At 38.1% G+C, this 20,706-nt stretch carries 19 protein-coding genes; 7 read left to right on the forward strand and 12 right to left on the reverse strand.

The features are described from left to right. Positions 1–2: 2 nt before the first annotated feature. From CVT14_RS04985 to CVT14_RS05010, 6 genes are all read right to left on the reverse strand, one after another. Complete coding sequence (locus CVT14_RS04985; protein ID WP_107849851.1) at positions 3–863, reverse strand: ATP phosphoribosyltransferase regulatory subunit; 861 nt, start codon at positions 861–863, stop codon at positions 3–5. Further along, entirely contained in the window at positions 856–4,911 is a 4,056-nt protein-coding gene (locus tag CVT14_RS04990; RefSeq protein ID WP_234403116.1) for a diguanylate cyclase domain-containing protein, read from the reverse strand. The genes CVT14_RS04985 and CVT14_RS04990 overlap by 8 nt, the downstream gene beginning before the upstream one ends. A 119-nt stretch (positions 4,912–5,030) precedes the next feature. Then, entirely contained in the window at positions 5,031–5,660 is a 630-nt protein-coding gene (locus CVT14_RS04995; protein ID WP_107849853.1) for an NAD(P)H-dependent oxidoreductase, read from the reverse strand. Positions 5,661–5,771: 111 nt separating this feature from the next. After that, a complete protein-coding gene (gene selD / locus CVT14_RS05000; protein WP_107849854.1) occupies positions 5,772–6,794 on the reverse strand; it encodes a selenide, water dikinase SelD in 1,023 nt (340 codons plus the stop codon). Further along, positions 6,791–7,393 carry a sulfurtransferase-like selenium metabolism protein YedF gene (yedF, locus tag CVT14_RS05005; protein WP_012140414.1) on the reverse strand — a complete coding sequence of 201 codons (603 nt, stop codon included), beginning with the start codon at positions 7,391–7,393 and terminating at the stop codon, positions 6,791–6,793. Before yedF ends, selD begins: the two co-directional genes overlap by 4 nt. A gap of 146 nt (positions 7,394–7,539) precedes the next feature. Continuing rightward, positions 7,540–8,487 (reverse strand): formate dehydrogenase subunit gamma, encoded by a 948-nt coding sequence (locus CVT14_RS05010; protein ID WP_103578161.1) that lies wholly within the window; start codon positions 8,485–8,487, stop codon positions 7,540–7,542. Positions 8,488–8,720: 233 nt separating this feature from the next. On the opposite strand from CVT14_RS05010, the gene CVT14_RS05015 reads away from it, so the two are divergent. Continuing rightward, the gene (locus CVT14_RS05015; RefSeq protein ID WP_107849855.1) at positions 8,721–9,317 is read left to right on the forward strand and encodes a DJ-1/PfpI family protein; all 597 of its coding nucleotides are present in this window, start codon (positions 8,721–8,723) and stop codon (positions 9,315–9,317) included. A 193-nt stretch (positions 9,318–9,510) separates the two neighbouring features. On the opposite strand, the gene CVT14_RS10645 is transcribed toward CVT14_RS05015, so the two are convergent. Together CVT14_RS10645 and nspC are read right to left on the reverse strand one after the other, a co-directional pair. Next, on the reverse strand, positions 9,511–9,654 hold the full coding sequence (locus CVT14_RS10645) for a hypothetical protein (protein WP_021088929.1): 144 nt from the start codon (positions 9,652–9,654) through the stop codon (positions 9,511–9,513). Continuing rightward, positions 9,623–10,762: a carboxynorspermidine decarboxylase gene (gene nspC, locus CVT14_RS05020; RefSeq protein ID WP_021088973.1), complete on the reverse strand. Its 1,140-nt coding sequence runs from the start codon at positions 10,760–10,762 to the stop codon at positions 9,623–9,625. The genes CVT14_RS10645 and nspC overlap by 32 nt, the downstream gene beginning before the upstream one ends. An 84-nt stretch (positions 10,763–10,846) precedes the next feature. Between nspC and CVT14_RS05025 the strand changes: the two genes are divergently transcribed. Genes CVT14_RS05025 through CVT14_RS05035 form a run of 3 tightly spaced genes read left to right on the forward strand, consistent with a single transcriptional unit; the run spans position 10,847 to position 11,982 of the window. After that, on the forward strand, positions 10,847–11,068 hold the full coding sequence (locus tag CVT14_RS05025; protein ID WP_021088950.1) for a MoaD/ThiS family protein: 222 nt from the start codon (positions 10,847–10,849) through the stop codon (positions 11,066–11,068). Between the two features lies 1 nt (position 11,069). Then, positions 11,070–11,504 carry a molybdopterin synthase catalytic subunit gene (locus CVT14_RS05030; protein WP_009295363.1) on the forward strand — a complete coding sequence of 145 codons (435 nt, stop codon included), beginning with the start codon at positions 11,070–11,072 and terminating at the stop codon, positions 11,502–11,504. Between the two features lie 10 nt (positions 11,505–11,514). Continuing rightward, positions 11,515–11,982, forward strand: a complete 468-nt coding sequence (locus tag CVT14_RS05035) for a hypothetical protein (RefSeq protein WP_021088981.1) — start codon at positions 11,515–11,517, stop codon at positions 11,980–11,982. Between the two features lie 7 nt (positions 11,983–11,989). On the opposite strand, the gene CVT14_RS05040 is transcribed toward CVT14_RS05035, so the two are convergent. Both CVT14_RS05040 and CVT14_RS05045 read right to left on the reverse strand, forming a co-directional pair. Then, positions 11,990–12,628, reverse strand: coding sequence for a Crp/Fnr family transcriptional regulator (locus CVT14_RS05040; RefSeq protein WP_021088954.1), 639 nt, complete (start codon positions 12,626–12,628; stop codon positions 11,990–11,992). Positions 12,629–12,777: 149 nt separating this feature from the next. Then, positions 12,778–13,191 (reverse strand): acyl-CoA thioesterase, encoded by a 414-nt coding sequence (locus tag CVT14_RS05045; RefSeq protein ID WP_009295346.1) that lies wholly within the window; start codon positions 13,189–13,191, stop codon positions 12,778–12,780. Between the two features lie 90 nt (positions 13,192–13,281). On the opposite strand from CVT14_RS05045, the gene ciaB reads away from it, so the two are divergent. Both ciaB and CVT14_RS05055 read left to right on the forward strand, forming a co-directional pair. Next, positions 13,282–15,126: an invasion protein CiaB gene (ciaB, locus tag CVT14_RS05050; RefSeq protein ID WP_107849856.1), complete on the forward strand. Its 1,845-nt coding sequence runs from the start codon at positions 13,282–13,284 to the stop codon at positions 15,124–15,126. Then, positions 15,119–17,479, forward strand: a complete 2,361-nt coding sequence (locus CVT14_RS05055; protein WP_107849857.1) for a putative bifunctional diguanylate cyclase/phosphodiesterase — start codon at positions 15,119–15,121, stop codon at positions 17,477–17,479. Before ciaB ends, CVT14_RS05055 begins: the two co-directional genes overlap by 8 nt. 18 nt (positions 17,480–17,497) lie before the next feature. On the opposite strand, the gene CVT14_RS05060 is transcribed toward CVT14_RS05055, so the two are convergent. Next, positions 17,498–18,037, reverse strand: coding sequence for a hypothetical protein (locus tag CVT14_RS05060; RefSeq protein ID WP_107849858.1), 540 nt, complete (start codon positions 18,035–18,037; stop codon positions 17,498–17,500). Between the two features lie 64 nt (positions 18,038–18,101). Between CVT14_RS05060 and CVT14_RS05065 the strand changes: the two genes are divergently transcribed. Then, on the forward strand, positions 18,102–20,471 hold the full coding sequence (locus CVT14_RS05065; protein WP_107849859.1) for an EAL domain-containing protein: 2,370 nt from the start codon (positions 18,102–18,104) through the stop codon (positions 20,469–20,471). Here CVT14_RS05065 and CVT14_RS05070 read toward each other — a convergent pair. Beyond that, positions 20,468–20,656, reverse strand: a complete 189-nt coding sequence (locus tag CVT14_RS05070) for a hypothetical protein (RefSeq protein WP_002940779.1) — start codon at positions 20,654–20,656, stop codon at positions 20,468–20,470. The genes CVT14_RS05065 and CVT14_RS05070 overlap by 4 nt on opposite strands. Positions 20,657–20,706: the final 50 nt, after the last annotated feature.

Consider the following 20,706-nt stretch of genomic DNA (forward strand, 5'->3'; position numbering starts at 1 on the left):
TCTTACTTCCTTAAATTAATTTTTTCTTCTATTAATGCATCAGTATAAACAGCGAACCCGCTGCTTGAAATTCCGTCTATTTCATAGTTTCCGCCACTTGCTAAGATGGCGTTATCTTTTAAAAACCTAAAAAATAAACTATCATAATATCTCATTTTTGAGTAATATAGCGGAACTATTCTTAAATTTTTATATTCTAGTGATTTGGCTACACTTTGTAAATTTCTTAGCGCCTCTTTTAGCTTATCAGGGACTAAACTTACTATCTCATCAAGCTCTCTAGCGTCCTTTAAAAGGGCTAGTTTGCTAAGCCACGGCACGTTTTGGGCTAAGATCTTTTCTAGCCATGAGTTTTCAAAAATTTCTATCTCTAAGTTTAAAATTTCGCAAATTATCCTTGGGATTTGCATATTGCTAAGCTGCAAACAAGCACTAAGATCAAGCTCATTAAAGAGCTTTGCTACGATATTTATACTTTTTAAAATATCGTTTTCGCCGATAAGCTCAGCGCCTATTTGATAAATTTCTTGGCTTGGGTAGCGAAAGACTGGCTGGATGTAAAACCATCTCCTTGGCTCATTTGCTTTAAGCCTTCTAAGCACGATCCTAACGGTATCAACCGTGCTATCAGCCCTTAAGCTTATCTCGTGGTTTAGACTGTCGCTAAAGCGAAGAAGATTTGTCGCATCCACGCTTAGATGTTGATGATACGAAAAAAACGGCGTTACGATCTCGCTAAAACCTTCATCTTCTAAAATTTCACTCGCTTTTTGCTCGATTTTTCTCTTTAGTTTTGCACTTTTTGCAAAGTAAAGTTTGCTTCCGTTTGGGATCTCGTGCTCATAAACATTTACATCACTCAACTCTTATCTCCTTACTAAAACCTAAATTTATATCGCACTCTTTGATGATGGACACGGCTAGATTATAGAGTTCGCCGCTGTCACTACTACTTGCTAGTTTGCTTAAATTTATAGAAATTTCTTGATTATATTTACCTATATTTTTTATCTCATCTTCTATTTTTTGCTTTAGGCTTTGTGCTAGTTTGTCGTCCTGATTTAAATTTACTATCACTTCATTTGCAAGCTCTTTTAGCACGACTAAGCCTTTGAAAAGCTCGAAATTTTCACTATTTTTATAGTCTTTTATGTGCAGATTATTAGGTCTTTCAAATTTAAATGAAGCTGCATCTTTTGCCAAAAGCGCTAATGAGAAAATGTTGCCTTGAAATTTATCAAATCCAAGACCAAGCAAAAACTCAAGCGTTCTTTTATCATCGATATTTTTTATAGTCGTATTTAGTCCAAATTTATCAGCCACAAACCTTATCATATTTATGCTCTCAAGCGCCTCTTTTGAGCTGAAGATATGTTTGCAAAATTTATTATCTATGTTGAAGCGATTTGTCTTTAGCATGCCAAGAGCTTCGATCGAGCTTGAGTATGATGCAAAGTCATCAAGCGAGAAGTGTATGCCAAGCTCTTTATACTTTCTAACATAAATTTCTAAAACTTCTAAATTTGTAGCCGTTGCAGCGTCGATAACGTCGATGATAAGTCCAGTTGGATCAAGGCTTTTATCCTCATCAAAGATCGCTTTAAATTTATGCCAAAATTCCTGCGTAAAGAGCTTTTTAACGCTTAAATTTACGCGAACCTTTGCGCTTATGCCATTTTCTAGCCACATTTTTCTAGCTAAAAGCGCCTCTTTTATCGTAAATAAAGCGATATTACTTGATGCGCTACTTGTTTTTATAAGTGGTAAAAAGTCACTTGGGTAGATGATCTCGCCATCTTTTCTCCATCTAATAAGCGCTTCAAAACTTAAAGTCTCGCCCGTGCTAAAGCTGATCTCTGGCTGAAATTCTAAAAACATCTCTCCAGCGTCAAGAGCTTTTAAAATTTTTGAGCCATCTTCGTACTGGCTCTTAAAATAGACATCTTTTTTCGCATCAAATGTATAGCTTCTGTTTTTGCCACTTATCTTGGCTTGATACATCGCCCAGTCGGCTCTTTGTAGCACATCATCAGCCCCAAGCTCACTATCAGCCAATGCTATGCCTATGCTAGCGCTTGCTTTTAGTTTTAGCTCATCTATCTTTACTTCATCTGAAGCTAGCCTTAGCATATTTTGCGCTATCTCATAGACTTCACCTAAATTTTCGTAGTTTATAACTCCTACAAACTCATCTCCGCCTATCCTTGCAAAGATATTTTTGCCATTAAACATAGCGCCTATTTTTTCAGAGATAGCTACTAAAAATTTATCGCCTATTTGGTGACCGAAGTTGTCGTTTATACCCTTAAAATCATCTATATCAAGGTAGATGACGGCTATTTTTTGTTCATTTTTTTGTATGAGAGAATTTAGTTTGTTGTAGAGTAAAAATCTATTTGGTAGCTTTGTGAGCGGATCGTGATATGCGATAAATTCTAGATATTTCTCATTTTGAGCTTCGTTATTTGCAAGCATTGCGAGCATGATGTAGCCAGTTCTTTTCTCGCTCGCATCGATAAGTGGTAAAATTTCTATGACTTCAAGCTTGCTTTTGTTTTTATTATTTTCACTCCAAACCTTACCACTCCATGAGCCACCGCTGTTTATAGTATCTATGATCTGGTGCTTTATATCGCTTAAGCCTTGCTTTATAAATGTGATATCTTTTAGATATACACTATCCTTTGAGCCCGCACTTTCAAAAAATGCGTCATTTGCGTCAATGACCCTCATCTCCTCATCAAGCAAGATGACCTCTTCTTTGCTAAATGAGAAAATTTTTGCAAGCAGGTCTTGGCAGACAAAGAAGCTATCTTCTAGGCTAAGGTCTCTTAACGTGCCTTTTATCAAGCTTACTTCGCCAAATTCGTCGTATTCAAGCGCTTTTGCCCTTAGTCTAAAGTGTAAAATTTCTTTATCTATGCTGTAAAGCTTGATATCTTTGATGTATGTTTGAGCGTCTCTTAAGCTCTCAAAAAAGCTATAAAAACTATCAAACTCATCTACAAAAACCGACTTTGCTTGCTCGAAATTTAGAGTGCTTTGCGTGCCGAGAATTTTACTTAGCTCGTCTGAGATGTTAAGCATGTCGCTTCTTTTATCCCAAGTAAAGACATTTGCCTCACTCGCCCAAAGCAGCGCCTTGCTCTCTTTGCTTTGTTTTTCAAATCTCTCTTGAAGCTTTAGCATATCACTAAGATCGGTAAATGAGTAGATGACCTTTTGTTCGTCTGCATCAATAAATTTAGCCTTTATCTTAAATGGAATTTTCTTGCCATAAGCGTTTGTCATATTTGCTATGAAATTTAGCTCTTCATTTTTAAAGCTTGCTTGCAAAAAGGCTTTTTTGCTTGCTAGCACGGCAGCTTTAAAGCTATCAAAGTCTTCGCTTGCGATGATATCTTCTAAATTTATGAGACTTTGGCTTTGGACATTAAAAATTCTCTCGACATTGTTTGTGCTTTGGATGATCAAAAATGGCTCTTGCGCTGAAGCTATGGCGATGACATTTGGCGATAAAATGACGTAGCTTTTGATGATATCGTCATTTCTTTGCGTCATCTTTTCTTGAGTGATATCCTTTATAAGTATGAAATTTAGCCTTGTGTTTTCTAGCTCAAAGCTACTTTGGGTTACTAAAACATCGATGATTTCACCATTTTTACGCCTTAGCTTAGCCTCGTATGATAGATTATTGTTGATAGCATTTTTTCTATCTTCTGCTAAATTCTTAGACTCATCTTCAAGTAGCTCTTTGATATTTAGATCTGCTACGTCATCTTTTTTGTAGCCTAGATTTTCTAAAAGAGCGTTGCTAATGTCCGTGATGACGCCAGTATAAGCGTCATAGACCACGATCTTTAAAAAGCTCTTTTCAAAGACATAGCCAAATCTACTCTCGTAGCTTTGTGCCGTCTCGTAAGCTTTATCTCTATCTTCGTAGAGTTTTTTGATGCTGTTATTTAGTGAGATAAATTCTTTTATGTCAAATTCTTCATTAGTTGGCTTACTTTTATCTGCCGCAAAAAGAGCGATCCTAGTAAATGGAGAGAGAATTTTATCTTTTATATATGAGTTATCACGTAGCCAAAGTATGCTAAATGCGACAAAACACAAGAACGAAAGCACGACTAGAACTAGCTGGATAAAGATCTGTGCCTGCCTGCTAGAGCCTGTTATGACAAATAGCTTTTGCTCCTCTAGGTAGCTGATCTTATAAAAATTCATATCTTTTAGTTTAAAAATGATCTTGTCAGCTTTAAACTCGCCACCTTGCGAGATGTATTTGTTAAAGTCCTCTTTTATAAATTTTCTATAAAACTCATCTCTTGAGAGGTTGCCATCTTTATCGACCAAAAAGACGTATGCGGCAAGGTTTTTATTGTAGCCTGTATCGACCTTGTTTTTTAAAAGATTTGGATTTAGCTGGGCGAGAATTTTATTGCCATTTTTTAGCCCGTAAGCTATGTAGATATCTTTAAAGCGTCTATTTTTGTAAAATCTATCAGAGAGCCTAAACTCGCCTGCTTTGATATCTGAAAACCACGAGATATCGTAGTCGTGTAGCTCAAAAGCGCCCTCAAATTTACGCTCATAAAGCAAGGAGTTATCTTTTGCTATCACGTAAAAAGCGGCGTAGAATTTACTTACAACAGTATCTTCATAAAATGGCTCTACGCCGTTTGCTATGAGTCTTGCCTTTGTGGTGATATTGTCTTTTACCTCTACAAATGTATTGACGATATTGCTTCTAGTGATAAAATTTAGTGTTGAAATTTCATATTTTATATCGTTTATGCCAGCAAATATGACAAAAAGTGCAAGAAAGATGAAGGCAAAAAGAAGTAGTGCTATCTTTACATAGAACCTCTTAAAAATCTGCAAAACTGGTTTAGCGCTATTTTTTTGCATTAAATTTAAGCCTCGCTTTTTAAAACTAGCCATGATTTTAACGCAAATTTACTTTTTTTAGCTTATAAAATGCCTTTTTGTTTAAATTTAAATAGACACAGGGCGTTTTGCCCCGTGAGTTAGTAGATCCAAGTAACTACTTCAGATCTTTGTCTGCGTAGTTTTTCAGGCTGTGGGTTTAGGCGGTAGCCAAATGGCACTACGATAGCCACTCTTTTCTCGCTCTCATCAAGACCTAAAATTTCATTTAAAGCGTGTCTATCAAAGCCTTCGATCGGGCAGCTGTCGATCCCAAGGCTCGCGGCTGCGTTCATCATATTTGTCGCAGCTATCATGCACTGCTCGTGTGACCACTGAAATGTTAGCTTGTCGTCATTTTTGAAATTTGATAGCAAAAAGTCGTGATAAAATTTCTGCCTTGCAGCGATCATCTCAGGCTCTTTATTTGCACGTCTAGCGATCATTTTATCGATATAGCTGCTGCCAACCTTTATCTCTTTAATCTTTGCTAAGACTACCACCAAATGCGAGCAAGATGTGATCTGCGCCTGGTTCCACGAAACGGCTTTGATCTTCTCTCTAAGCTCCTTGTTTTGCACAACCAAAAAGTCCCACTGCTCAAGGCCAGTCGAGCTTGGGCTTAGTCTGCCAGCCTCTAGGATAAAGTCAAATTCACCCGCACTTATCTTTTTGCTCTCGTCAAAAATTTTGCAAGCGTGGCGAAATTTTAAAATTTCAAGATAGTTCATCATATCTCCTTTGTTAAATTTCTTGACATTATAAAGCGGTTAGGTAAATTAAAAGAAATTTAGAAATTTCATCATCTAGTGCATGAAAACTAGGCTAAATTTAGCAAAAGCCTAGTTTAAAAATATATCAAACTCGCCTTTTTGTATCGCCTCTGCGATGATGGCTGAGCGCTCATAGCCAGCCTCTTTTAGGCGCTTTAGAGCTAAATTTGCCTCATTTTCGCTAACAGCTAGCAAAAGTCCGCCAGAAGTTTGCGCGTCATATAGCAAGATATCAGCCTCTTTGCTCACAAAATGCTTTGTAAATTCGCGGTTTTTGTAGCTTCCCTCTGGGATGATGCCCATATCGGCAAATTCTTTCGCACTTGCGATCACTGGCACATCTTTTTCAAAGACATTAAAGCTGATCTTGTCGTTTAACATCTCGCTTAAATGCCCTAAAAATCCAAATCCTGTCACATCGGTAGCCGCATAAACTTTGATGCCACTTAGTGCTTTGAGAGCGTAGAAATTTAGTTGAGCCATGATGCCAGCGACCTCATTTATCTGCTTCATGCTTAGTAGATCAGCCTTGATCGCTGTGCTTAAGATGCCACTACCAAGAGGCTTTGTAAGGATCAAAACGTTACCAATTTCTGCTGTATTGTTTGCCCAGAAATTTTGTGGGCTCACCTTGCCAGTCGCGCTTAGTCCATAATACATCTGCTGCGTCTCTATCGTATGTCCGCCAACGATGACGCCGCCACACTCTCTTACTTTATCGGCTCCGCCTTGCAAAATTTCGCCTAAAATTTCAGGTGCAAGGTTGCAGCTATCAAAGCCCACGATATTTAGGGCGTTTATCACCTCGCCACCCATTGCAAAGACGTCGCTTAGGCTATTTGCAGCAGCGATCTGACCGTAGATAAATGGGTCATTTACTACTGGCGTGATAAAGTCAAGCGTCTGAACGAGTGCAAGATCGTCTGAGAGCTTGAAAACACTCGCATCTTCGTTTGAGCCGATGCTTGAGAGCAGGTTTGGATGAGATAAATTTAAACTACTAATCGTTTTGTGAAGACCCGACGGGTCAAGCTTAGCAGCTCAACCAGCGGCTTTAACGAACTGCGTAAGCTTTTTGTCGTGATAGATCATAGTTTGATTTGCTCGTGAGTTGAGAGTATGTCGATGATCTCATAAGCGTTTGAAATTTCGCCAACTGCAAGATCGCTCACTAGTTTATAAGCCTCCAAGCAGCTTCCGCAGCTTAAAATTTGAACGCCAGCAGCTTCAAGATCTTTAAGTGGCTTAAAGCTTGGATGTGAACGGTTTGTCGTCATCTTAACAGCGTTATTTACGCAGATGATTATCTTTGGTTTTTTCTCTACTTGAAGAAGTGCGCCTAGGAATTTTGATAGCAAATTTATACCAACTTCGCCGCTACCTGCGCGCTCTTCGTTTAGATAGAGCACTTTTTCATTTTTTGGTGTTATGTCGCAGACAAATTCATCAAAATTTGTAAGCTCAAGTGCGCTTTTGCCCTTGATGGCTAAAATTTTAGTCTCATTGCCATTGCTTTCTAGGCTAAATTCTATATTTTGATTTTTCAAAAATCTCGAGATATTCTCTTTTGGAGCTAGGGCATTTACGATGATCTCTAGGCTCTCTCCCTCATTTAAACCCTCAAGTGCGTTTTTAGTCATGATGACTGGTTTTGGGCACTCTAAATTTCTACAATCAATTGTTCTTGTCATTGTTTTTCCTTTGTGATTAGTATTTCAAACCTTGAAACTGATTTTGGATTATAGCTAAAAAATATTAATTTTTTAAAAGGATTTGTGCTTTGAAATTTGCTATAAAAGAGAGTTTGACCCTGCGTAAGTCGCAAGGTCAAGGTTGATTATTTTAAATTTGTATATGATTTCTCGTAGTCAGATACTGGTATCTTGTTTTTCTTAACAAGCTCTTGATACCAGTAGTGGTGAAGCACATAGACCTCTTCTTCTTCTTTGTATCCAGTGATCATCGACCAGATAGCGCCATGTATAGCGATCGCAGCCATATAGATATGAACTAGGAAAAATACCGCACAGACGATGCCAAGGCAGTTGTGGATAACGACGCTATATCTTAAAAGCTCGATCTGTGATATGCCAAGCCAAGTAGCGACTGCTGGCTCTTTGAAGTCTTGAAAATACATAATCGCACCAGTGATGATCATCACGATACCACCAGGGATAGCGATCCAGTACCATGCTTTTTGACCAGCGTTAAATTTACCAGCAGGAACTGGTCTTTTCTTCTTTGATAGATAACCACCAACTATAAACATCCATCTGATGTCATAGACAGCTGGGAGCATTCTTTTTGTCCAGCTAAAGAGCATCGGCAGCACAGATATAGCAAAGATCACAGTTGCTATCTCGTGCAAGTATCTACAGAAACGCACAAATGTGCCACCACCTAGCTCTGCGCCCCACATGATGATGATACCAGTTGGCACCAAGATGATCCAAGAGATCGCAGCTAAACCGTGAGCTATACGTATAAATACTGAAAAAGCAAGTACTTTTTTGCCTTCGTGACTAAAGTGTTTTGGTCCGATGATCAAAAAGTGTAGCACGAACGCGCCGATAACAGCTAAAATGATAGAAAGTGCAGCTATCGCGAAGTAGTCGTTGCCTTGTATAAAAGTAAATATCGGGCCCCAGCCATGCTCATAAGGCTTGATATTTTCTATCCTCTGTGCTGCCCAAATGGTGCTGTCATATTGATTGACGCCAGTTGGTCCCTCAATGGCCATTGCCGCAACAGACAATGTAAAAAGTAGAGTAAGAATTCTCGTCATTTTATTCCTTTATTTGCTAAAGCTTAAATGATTTAAGCTTTGGTTAAATATGCTAAAATCACACAGCTATGCCGTTTTGCGGCTATTATATCAGAGCTAATCACAAGCAAACCTTAGCAAAAAAGATTACTAAAAATTTTATAAAAAACATTTAAGTTTTGTTAATTTTTATCGTTTTTGATCTGAAAATTTAGCTAAAATAAAGCCAAATTTTAGTTCAAAAGGACCGCACTATGCATCTTTTTTGCCTTATATTTGATGAGTACGAGACGCTTGATCTCATGGGGCCAGTGGAGTTTTTAGCAAGGGTGCCTGAAATGAAGATAAGCTACATCTCGTTTGATGGTGGGATGAAAAGAAGCAAACAAGGCTTTTTTATAAAGACAAAAAAGCTTGCCAAAATGCCAAAAGAGAGCGTTTTGCTACTTCCTGGAGGTCAAGGCACGAGGACGCTTGTAAATGATAGTGAGTTTATTTCTAAGCTTAAAGAGTGCGTTTTGGCATCTCAAATTTGCCTAAGCGTATGCACTGGCTCGGCGCTCATCGCTCGCACAGGAGAGCTTGACGGACTAAAGGCTACCTCAAATAAAAGATCGCTTGAGTGGGTAAAAAGTTGCGGCAAAGCTGTAAAGTGGCAAGAGCGCGCTAGGTGGGTGAGGGCAGGTAAATTTTACACAGCTTCAGGCGTGGCTGCTGGTATGGATATGGCGCTTGGTTTTATCAGCGATCATTTTGGCAAAGAGCTAGCCCAAAAGATCGCAAATGAGACTGAATACAACTGGCAAAAAAGCTCAAAGATAGATAAATTTGCCAAAATTTATGGGTATTAAATTTAAGGTGGCTTGGACCTTTTGATAAAGTCAGAAATTTGCTAAATTTAATAAGGATAGCAAGCTAAGATAGCTTTAGCAAAAGTATTAAGATAAATTTTGTAGATAATAAATTTAAATCATTTTGGAGTTTGCAGTCTGGCTTTAAATTTGTCAAATTTAATAAGTTTAAATTTTGAAAACAAAAATAGCTTCAAGATAAATTTTTAAATTTAGGCAGCTCAAAGTCATTTTGGCGAAATTTGCAAGCCAGATAAATTTGACCTAAATTTAAAAAGCCAAATTTACCTTCAAAAAGCAAAATTCTAGTTTCTGCGCCTATACTCTTCGTATCCAAATTCACGGATCATTTTAACCTCGCCATTTTCTTTTAGAAGTAGCAGATCAGGCAGTTTTATGCCGTTAAATGTCGTATTTTTCACGATGGTGTAGTGAATTTGATCTTCAAAGATGACGCGATCATTAATTTTAAGCTCGCTATCAAATTTATACTCCGCATCGCCCGCTTCAAGTCCCACTATATCGCCAGCTAGGCAGGTATTGCCGCCAAATCTATAAGCAAAATTACCATTTTTGCTCTCGCCTCTAACGGCTGGGCGGTAAGGCATGAGCACGGTATCTGGCATGTGCGCCTCGGCTGAGGTGTCAAGTATGGCGATATCTTTTTCGTTATGCACGATGTCAAGCACGCTGCTTATCAAAAAGCCAGTCTGCCAGCCCACCGCCTCGCCAGGCTCCAGATAGACCTCCACGCCGTATTTCTCGCGAAAACGCTTAATTATCTTTATAAGCAGCTCCACGTCGTAATCAGCCCTCGTGATGTGGTGGCCGCCGCCCATATTTATCCACTTCATCTTTGGTATAAACTCGCCAAATTTCTCCTCAAACGCCTCCAGCACGACCTGCAAGCTGCTCGCACTCTCCTCGCAAAGCGCGTGAAAATGAAGCCCCGTGATGCCATCAAGAAGCTCTGGTTTAAAATTTGCCCTCGTGATGCCAAGCCTGCTAAATTTACCGCATGGGTTGTAGCTATCAGTTGGCGCTAGCGAAACCTCTGGATTTACTCGCAGACCGCAGATGATGCCATTTTGCAAGGCAATGCCTTTGAATTTTTGCCACTGAGCAAAAGAGTTAAACGTAATGTGCTTTGAAATTTTTAAAATTTCATCAAAGTCCTCATCTTTAAAGGCTGGGCTATACGTGTGGATATCGCCTTTTACGTATTCGCTCGCAAATTTTGCCTCATGAAGCCCACTGCAAGTCGCTCCATCAAGATATGAGCCAACCATATCCATTACTCCGCTAAATGCAAAGCCTTTGAGCGCTACTAAAATTTTAGCTCCGCTTTGCTCTTTTACATACTTTAAAAGCTCTAAATTTTTACGTACTTTTGCCTCTTCGCAGACGTAGGCTGGGGTTTTTATGCTTTTTAAAATTTCGTTCATTTTCTTTCTCTTTTGTAAATTTTCAAATAAGTATATCTAAATTTATTTTTAAGTAAAATCAGCAAAAATTTCAAAGGATAAAATATGGTAGAGATCGAATTTCTTGGACCTATCGGACTTGAGAGTATAAAAGTAGAAGCAAAAAATTTAGGCGAGGTAAAAGCGGCTTTAAGCGAGAAAGAAGAGCTTAAAAAGTGGCTAAATATCTGCGCTGTGGCGGTAAATGACGAGATCGTAAGCGATATAAATTTCGCTCTAAAAGAAGGCGATAAAATTTCTATATTACCGCCAGTTTGTGGGGGCTAAGATGCAAATTTATAATGGAAGCTTGGACGTTCAAAGCATCACAAACGAGTGGTATGATAAATTTAAAGATAAAAACTGCGGCGCGCTCATCACTTTTGTGGGCATAGTAAGGGAAGAGGGCGGTATTTCGGCGCTTAGCTTTGATATCTATGAGCCGATCCTTAAAAAATGGCTAGATGCTTGGCAAGAGCGAGCCAAAAAAGAAAATGCCTACGTGCTCTTTGCTCACTCAAAAGGCGATGTGCCAGTGCATACAAGCTCTTATGTAGCAGGTGTAGTGAGCCCTCAAAGAAAGGTCGCGCTAAGGCTTATAAACGAGTTTGTCGAGGACTTTAAGGCAAATGCACCGATCTGGAAATATGACGTGATAAATGGCGAGAGAATTTACGCCAAAGAGCGCAGCCAAGCGATAAATGGCGCCGGACTTTTGGCATAAAAGGGCAAAAATGATAACCAAAGAGAGTAAAAAAGATGTTTTTTGGGCGCTAGCCTTTGGGCTTGGGCTCTTTGTCTTTAGCGTCGTTGGCTACTTTTATCTTGATCTTGGCACGCCCTCTCTTTTTGGTGTCATCGTTGGTGCCATTTCAACCTTTTTTTGCGTGAGAAAGATCTTGCAAAACAACTTTTTTGAGATAGATGATGATGGATTTGTCATAAAAAAAGGCTCAAAAAATATCAAATTTTTCTTCAAAGATATCGATGAGATCGCCATTAAAAGCTTTGGCGATAAGAAAAAGGTCGATGCGCTAAGTGTTAAATTTAGAAAAAATCGCCTTGATAGAGATGCGTGTTTTGGACTAGTGCAAGCGCTTGGCGATGATATGATCGTTATTTTTGATAGATATGAGCTTTCGCAATTCACACTTTCAAAAGAGCTTCGAGATAGGCTCGCTAAATTTAAAGATAGGGCGTAAAAGCTTTTTAATTCGTGTAACTTTCAAGTTTTTCGTGGTCGATGATGAGAAATTCGTGCGGTGTGATCTTTCTGATGATGTCGTCTTTGATAAGCTCATTAAAGGCTGTTGAGGCGCTTTGGCGCTTGAGACCAACAAAGCTTGATAGCACCTTTAGAGAAAACGGCAAAAACACGTATCGATAGCCATTTTGTTTTAGATCTTGCTCGTTTGCAAGCTCGATCAAGAAATTTGCGATCCTGCCCTTTGCGTCCTCAAAGAGTATCGACTTTGTGATCTGGCGCTGCACGATGATGGTGTTTAGAGTGGTTGTTAGGATCTCGCTTGCAGCTTTTTGATTATGTAAAATTTCACCTATCTCATCTAGTCTAATGACGTAAATTTGGGCATCTTCAAGCACTTCAAAGGCGCAGTTGTCATCGAGTATGGCGATGTTGTTTTTTTCTAAATGATAAAGGATAAATTCCTCGCCATCTTCAAAAAATGAGAGCTTTGCTGAGCCGGTTTTTAAGATGATGATCTCGATATCTTCGGTGTAGATCGTGCTTGTCTTTGGCAGCTCTTTAAACTCAAATTTCTCCAGCTCATCTTGTGTTAAGATATCTAAAATATGCGTTTGTAAAAGCCCTAAGCGTGATTTTTTCATCTTTCTCCCAAAAAAGTGTAAGGGCTGATTTTACTTTATAAAGCATTTAAATAAGTTGAAATTTCTCTTTTTTGGTGTTACTTTTTTTCAAATTCTTTTAAAAATAGTGATAAATTTAGGGGTTTGGCTGCATAAATTGCAACCAAATTTTAAAAGCCGTGCAGCTCTTTTATCTTCTCATCTATCGGTTTTTTGTGTCCATCTTTTGTCACACTGACATAGGTCGCAGTTGCACTTGTGACATGTATAGTCTCTCTAAAACCGCCGTCATTTAGTCTAAGTGCAGTCACCTCTATCTGCGTTGTTATCGATGTTTTGCCAACTGCGATAATCTTTGCGTAGCAGCTTAGTACGTCGCCAACAAAGACTGGTTGCTTAAATATGATCTCTTTCATCGAAATTGTCACAACTCGCTCAGGCGAAATTTCTCTAGCAGCCTGAGCACCTGCAAGGTCGATCTGACTCATTATCCAGCCGCCAAAGATATTGCCAGCTGAGTTTGTATCTTTTGGTAGCATAACTTGCTTGATGCGCGGCTCGCCAAAGTCTTTTAAAATGTCCATTTTTTGCCCTTTAGATCTTAAATTTTTGGTAAATTGTAGCAAATTTTAATGGCTTTATGCTAAAATCCTGCAACTTTAAGGGATGAAAAGATGAATGATTTTAAAAGACTAAACGAACTTACAAAAGAGCAAAAATCCAAGCTAAATGCGATTTATAAAAATTTAGATAACGAGCTTATAAATGAGGCTGTGAAAATTTGTGGTCTTACTGGCACGCCGAGCCAAAAACTAGCCCTTGCTAGAAGGATAGTTGATCTTAAAGTTGATCCACTTCAAAATGAGCTAAAAAAGCTGAATTTAGGCGAGGACGAGCAAAAATGCGTGCTAAATTTGATCTACGGCTATGTTAGAAATTTATATGAAAATTTACATGCCCAGCTTATAAAAAAGGCACGTGATGAGAAAATTTTAGACCAGTTTTATCAAGCCTTTGTTGAGGCTATGCACGAGCTTGGGCTTAGTCTAAATGCGTGGCAAATTTCATGGCAAGATAAGATAATAGACACCACAAATAAAGAGTTTGAAGCTAAATTTAAAGATTTAAGCCAGGCAAATGAGTTTATCACTAAAAATGGCTTATTTCAGTGTGACGCTAACGGCGTAAGAGCTGATAGAACTTATGGTGCAGTTTGCAAAGAGGGCGAGAAATTTAGCTTTTTGCCTTACGCGCTTGCCTTTAAAGATGAGGTTAGAGAGCTTAAAAAAGTATTTGTAAAAAATCTTGAAATTTTAAGAAATTTAGCCCAAAATGACGAGCAAAAATCTTATGTAAAATACCTTGAAAAGCTGCAAAACGCCTTTTGCGAAGAGGACAACGCAAAGGTTATAAACGCTTGGCAAGAGGCTGAGATAGCGTGGATGGATGTAAAAGGCGCGCTTCAGCCAGGCCATCCGCTGGAGTACTACGAGGACGCCTACACGCACGCAGTCGCACTTGAGTGGGACATCAGGCTAGTGGATAGCGAGGGCATCGATGAGCTTAAATTTAAGGAAAAAGTGGCAAAAACTTACGAAAGCATTTGCGAAAAGATCAAATTTGATAACGCCGCGACAAACAAGGCAGTTAGCGAAAATATCGCTAGAACGCAGCTTTATATAAGTGTGCCGATGATCTATTACGCAGCTGAGCTAAACGGGCTTTTTAGCGCTCAGGTCGTGCCAAATGATGAGAGTGTGAGCGCAAAATGCGGCAAGAAAATTTTTGCCTTTGTAAATCACGTCTATGAGGGCGCAAAGGCAAAGCCTTTTATGAAGCTTGGGGCTGAAATTTTTAGTAGGGAATTTTTGGATTTTGGCAGAGAGATTTTATTTTTAAAGCCAAAAATTTGGAAAAAAGTATATGAAATTTCAACGATCGGTCATGAGTTTGGACACATCCTCTTTATCGGGCTTGATACTGAGATGAGCATGAATAAAAGTGGCGTCTTTAAATTTATCGAAGAGTACAAGGCAACGACTGGAGGACTGGTAAATTTCTTTTTGCACGAAGAGGCGGAGTATAAAATGGCCGTCTTTCACGAGCTAATAGCCCGTGCGGTTGGGCTTATCGCGTGGCGAAAGGTCGATGAGGTGAGGGCTTATTACTGCGAGGGGCTCATACATCTTAGCTTGCTTTTTAGGGCTGGAGTGCTTAAATTTGACGACAAACTAAGCGTGGATATGAGCGAGCAAGCCTACGCTAAATTTAAAGAAATTTGCTTGCAAAACTACTTCGAGCTAGCGCAAACATACGCTAAAAAAGCTGATGCGAGCACGTTTTTGGAGAAATTTTGCCAAAAAGATGAGCAGAGCTATCTGCCAAAAGATGAAGAGTGCAAGAAATTTGTTGAGCATTTCTACGCTAGGTACGAGGCTATCGGCAACGACGTCGATGATAGCGGCGAGTGGCAAAGGTGGCAAAAGCTAGCCCAAGAAGCGGAGAGTGGCCGTGCTTGATAGGATAACAAATTTTCACAACGGCTCGTTTTTATTTATATTTGCCCTGATTATTGCTTATTTTTTTGCTATTTATCTGGGTGATCAGTTTTATCTGACAGCTATATCGGTCGGCACTGATGTAGTGATCGCTTTGTTTTTGTTCTTTTTCTTAAAAAGTAGTAGAAATTTAAACTCATACTGGACCTATATATTTTTGGCTATCGCAAGCTGGGCGTTAGCAGATATCCTTTTATTGCTTTATGATAGATCGCTTCTTATGCAAGGAAACATCTCTCGCACGGATCTTATGCAAATTTTATATTTGATCCCATTTTTTATGTTTCTTGTATCTGCTATTGCTTTTTTTGCAAGAATTTTAAAAAGAGTGATATGGCAGCAAGTCGTGGTAGATGCACTTGCTTTGATGCTTATAACGGTTAGTTTTTTTTGGTTTGTAGTTTTTGATAGAAGTCTAGCAGTAGCGCTTAATAAAGAATTCGTGACTAGCCTTTCATACATCATAATGGATATTTTTATCTTTTGCTTTGTCTTTGTTGTCGCATTTTCACTAAATTTTGTATCAAAAAAACCAGCTTTTAGCTATAAAAGAGTTGGCCTACTTTTATATCTATTAGCCTTGCTTATCATTTGCATTTGCGACGCATACTACTCATCAAAGGCCTTTTTGACACATGGCGGCACAAATGTTCATTACGAGTTTTTCTTTAAAGTTGCATTTTTTATTATATTTGTAGCTTGCTTGCACCTAAAAGAAAACGAGGCAAATATCAAGATAAGAAGCTACAGAAAAGACTATACAAGGGCGCTTATATATAAATTTATCACCCTGCTTATCGTATCCCTACTTTTTTTAGGAGCTACTAATACAGATAAAATTTACTCAGTTTGGATAGTTTTTCTACTTATGGTTTTGCTAGCCTATGCAGCGCTAATTTATAGTATCTCAAGCACAGTTGCTATGAGGGATCTAGCTAGATCTGAAAGGCATATCATCGCTAAACTAGATGAAGAGATCCAAGATAGTTTAAGAGAGCTTGAAGAGAAAAACGAGCGCTTAAGGCAGCTTAGTGAATTTGACTCACTGACTGGGCTTTTAAATAGGCAGTCATTTTTAAGCAAACTTTCAGAGATGATAAAGACTAAAGCGCTTGGCGAGAAGATAGATATTTATAGCATCGACATCAACCACTTTAAGGCTATAAACGACTCATACGGTCACTACGTGGGCGATGAGGTGCTTTTAAAACTTTCTAAAAATATCAAAGCTATCTTGCCAGAAGGTGCCATCATCTCAAGGTTTGGCGGTGATGACTTTATGATAGTTTTAAAGCAAAAAAATGAGGGGCATTATAGAGAATTTTTATACTATCTGCTAAACATCATAGCCGAGCAAATCTCAGTTGGCGACTATAAGATAGCTCTTGGGGCAAAGGTTGGCGTTAGCTCAACGCAAACAAGCGAAATTTTAGCTGATGATCTCATCATGCAAGCTGGAGCTGCACTTGATGCAGCCAAAAGAGATGTCAATACAAAATATGTCTTTTACGATGATATAAAAGAGATCATTCAGGAGAAAAACTACATAGAAATTTTGCTAAATTCTATGAATTTTGATGAGGAATTTAGCCTAAATTTCCAGCCGCAGTATCTACTAAATGGTAAAAAGATAATAGGCGCTGAGGCTCTTATAAGGTGGAACTCTCCAGTAAAAGGCTTTGTAAGTCCAGCTAAATTTATCCCAGTAGCTGAGCAAAGCTCTATCATAAATACAATAGGAATATGGGTGGCAAAAGAGGCCATAAGGCAGATGAGCTACTGGAACAAAAAGTATGGCATCAGCCTAAAAGTAGGCATCAATATCTCGCCAAAACAGGTTGATAATGTAAATTTTGCATCGGACATCTTTGGCTATGTTGAAGAATTTGGCATGGATCCAAAGTGCGTTGATATCGAGCTTACAGAGGCAAGCCTCGTCAATGCCGAAGAGATCATGCAAACAGTCTTAAAGAAATTTTCAGATAAGGGCATGAGCATCTCGATCGATGACTTTGGCACTGGCTTTTCATCGATGAACTACATCAAAAAGTATCCGCTAGATAGGTTAAAGATCGCAAAAGAACTAGTTGATAACATCGCCATAAATGAGATCGATAGAGACGTTGTAAAAAGCGTTATAACTCTAGCTAAAAATATCGAGCTAAAGACGATCGCTGAGGGTGTTGAAGATGAAACTCAGCTTGAAATTTTAAGAGAGCTAGGCTGCGATGAGATACAAGGTTATTTCTGGGGCAAGCCGATGAATGCTAAAGACTTTGAAGAGCTCATAAGAAGCACGCTTGATCACATCTAAGCTTGTAAATTTACAAGCTTAGCCAATAACGCTTTTGTAGTCTAAATTTTCAAAAAGCAGTAGCTCTTTTTTGCTCTCTTTTATAAGCGCTTTTACTAGCTCTGAAGTTTCTTTATTTTTTGGCAAGACAAGGTGGATTTTTTCATTTATAAAGATGACAAAGATATTTTTAAGCTCGTAAATTTCACTTACATCTTTTATGTCAAAAATTTCATTTTCTTTTGGCTCATTTTCGTAAAATGCCAAATTTTTCTCATCCACTTCAAAGATCATCTTCTTTTTAAAGTCTGAAATTTCTAAACTTTTTAGCACCGATTTTCGTCTATTTTTTAAAAAAATTGGATAAAAAATGATCCAAAAAATAGCAAAAATGACGCCGATAATAGTAAAAATTTTGGTTTTTAAAAGCATATCAGCGACAAATCCAGCTATAATAGCCTCCGTAAAAATCATAAAAACATTTATAAAATACTGTTTTCTAGCCTTTTTTGAGAAAAATAGATTAAATGCTTGGTAGTCTATTAAATTTTCTCCAGATAAGACGATATTACATTTCATAATAAACCTTAAAGAAAAATTTGCAAAATTATAACTAAAAATAAGGTTTGAAACAGAATAAACAATGGAGAGAAACATTTTTTTTACGTCAAATTCGTCACTTATCGTAAGACAAAAACAAATTTTCTATGCCGTTATAGCTCTTTTTATATTTTCTCAGTTTGCCGGCATTTTAAACTATAAAATTTTTGAAAATTTGTTGATATTTTTTGGTTTTGGTCTTGTAGTTCTTGGTATCTACATCTCTATGAACAGATCAAAGCTTAAAGCTATGCACTGGCTTGCTGCATGCTTTGGGGTCTTTCTTTGGACGATTATTGATGCCATTAGAAGCGTCAATGAAGACTTTCTTTTAAGAAGCAAAGAGCAAATTTCTTATCTTGATTTTTTTGATCTGCTCCCTATGTTTTTACTATTGGCCGCTGTTGGTATATTTTTTGTGGTCAAATTTATAGCCAGTGATAAAAAGATCCTAGTTCTAGCCGATAGCTTTAATGTGCTTTTGCTAGTTTTCACGCTTGCTTATTGCATTGTTGGCGATATGGGCGATTTTGATATATTGATCCATCCTAAAAGCCATAGCGAGCTTGCTGCTAGCATTGCTATTTTTGTAAATTTGTCTATTTTATTCATCGCTCTTAGTGAAATTTTTAATAGCAACCATCTCTACATTAGACATAGCGGCTTTTTCTTGATAATCGCAAGTGCGATTTTTACGCTATTAAATTTATATGTTTTTTATAATGAGCTTATAAACAAAGGGCATGATTTTACTCTGCACTCTATCTACCTTGTGCCATTTTTTCTCTTGATGCTTGGAGCTTTTTACCTAAGGGGCGACAACAAGCGTATAAGCGCAGCAGATGTTGGCATAAAAACAACATCTAAGCTCGTGCCTATCATCTCAGCTGCACTAATACTTATAAAAGCCAACCTCTCATCTTATGTCGATCTACTTATAATTTTTGTTATTGTAGCTGGAGCGGTCATTAGCTATTTTATGAAAGTGCTAGATCAAAGCGAAGAGATATATAACGCAGAGCAAAATTTACATGATGCTAAAAACAAAGAGAAGCACCTAAAGACAAACGAACTTGAGATGATAAATTTAAGCTTAGAGGGCGTATCTGAAAAAGACTATCTAACCTCTCTTGGCAACAGAGATTCCTTGCTAAATGAGCTAAAAGGTATGTGTAGCGTTTTGGGCGAGAAGCAAGAGATCGCAGTTTATTATATAAATATAAGTCGCTTTAAAAATATAAATACATCTTATGGACATGAAGTTGGCGATAAAATTTTAAAAGCGATAGCAAAGCGCATACGTGAAGCGTGCAACAGACAAGAGGTCACCGCAAGGATCGGCGCTGATGAGTTCATCGTGCTTTCAAAAATGGAAGAAAATAGCCACACTAAACGCATGAAGCTTGGTATGGAGCTAAGAGATACGATAGAAAAACCTTTGCAAATAGATAAGTATCACTTTGCGATTAAGAGCGTCGTTGGTATCCACGTAGTGACAAGAGATAACATCAGCGATCCTAGAAATATCATCAAAAAAGCCGATATGGCGATGTACTATGCTAAGCAAAACCCAGCTAAAAACCCAATGGTTTATAATAATGAGATAGATAGCGAGATACAACAAAGCTCAAACATAGAGATAGCTCTTAAAAAAGCAAATTTACAAGAGGATTTTGAGGTATATTTTCAGCCGATTTATGACATTAAAAATTTAAAGATCATCTGCGTAGAAGCGCTACTTAGATGGCAGTCAAAAGAATTTGGACAAAAAGAGGCTGGCGAGTTCATGGATATAGCTAGCTTAAATAGCGACATCTTAAACGACATCTGCACGCTTGCTGTCTCAAAAACAGTAGAGCAAGCCGTAAGGTGGCAAAACAAAAAGCTAAAAATGCCAAAAATAAGCATAAACGTAGCGCAAATTCAAAGCACATCTGAAAAATTTGTAAATGAATTTATGCTAACTTTAAACTCGCACCACCTAAATCCAAAGCAGTTTGAGCTTGAATTTAGCGAGGATATCTGGAAAAACGACCAAGAGACGCTTGATAAAATTTTCTCACTTTTGGAGAAAAATAGCATAGATGTTTGTATAGATGACTTTGGCTCCGGATATACGTCGTTTGTCTATATCAGAAAGTATAAGATCGACCGTATAAAGATAGCAAATGACTTTGTCACTCAGTCAGTAATCAACAAAAAAGATATGCAAGTAGTTGCCGCTATCATAAATATAGCAAAATCAATGAAGCTAAAAGTAACAGCAAAAGGCGTTGAAAGCCATGAGATAAAAGAGCTTTTAAAAGAGCTTAATTGTAATGAAATGCAAGGATATTTCTTATCTCGTCCGATGAGTGCGGAGGAGTTTGAGAATTCTTTAAGGCAGAATTCTCACATGGTGGCTGATATTTAAATTTCAGCCTTTATCTCTTCGTTTGATTTTACGACCATGCCTGAGCCATGTATCACGCTTGGGATACAGCTTGTGCAGATATCAACCTCTTCGCCGTTTTTGTGAGCGTGAATGAAAACTGCATTTTTATCATCGCTGCTTTTTAGTCCGCAAACGTTGCAAACTACTAGATCTTTCTCTCTCATCTTTTCTCCTTTGAAATTTTGGGTGATTTTACATCTTGTAAGCTTGCATT

The organism is Campylobacter concisus (assembly GCF_003048445.1).
Taxonomy (GTDB): Bacteria; Campylobacterota; Campylobacteria; order Campylobacterales; family Campylobacteraceae; genus Campylobacter_A; species Campylobacter_A concisus_BF.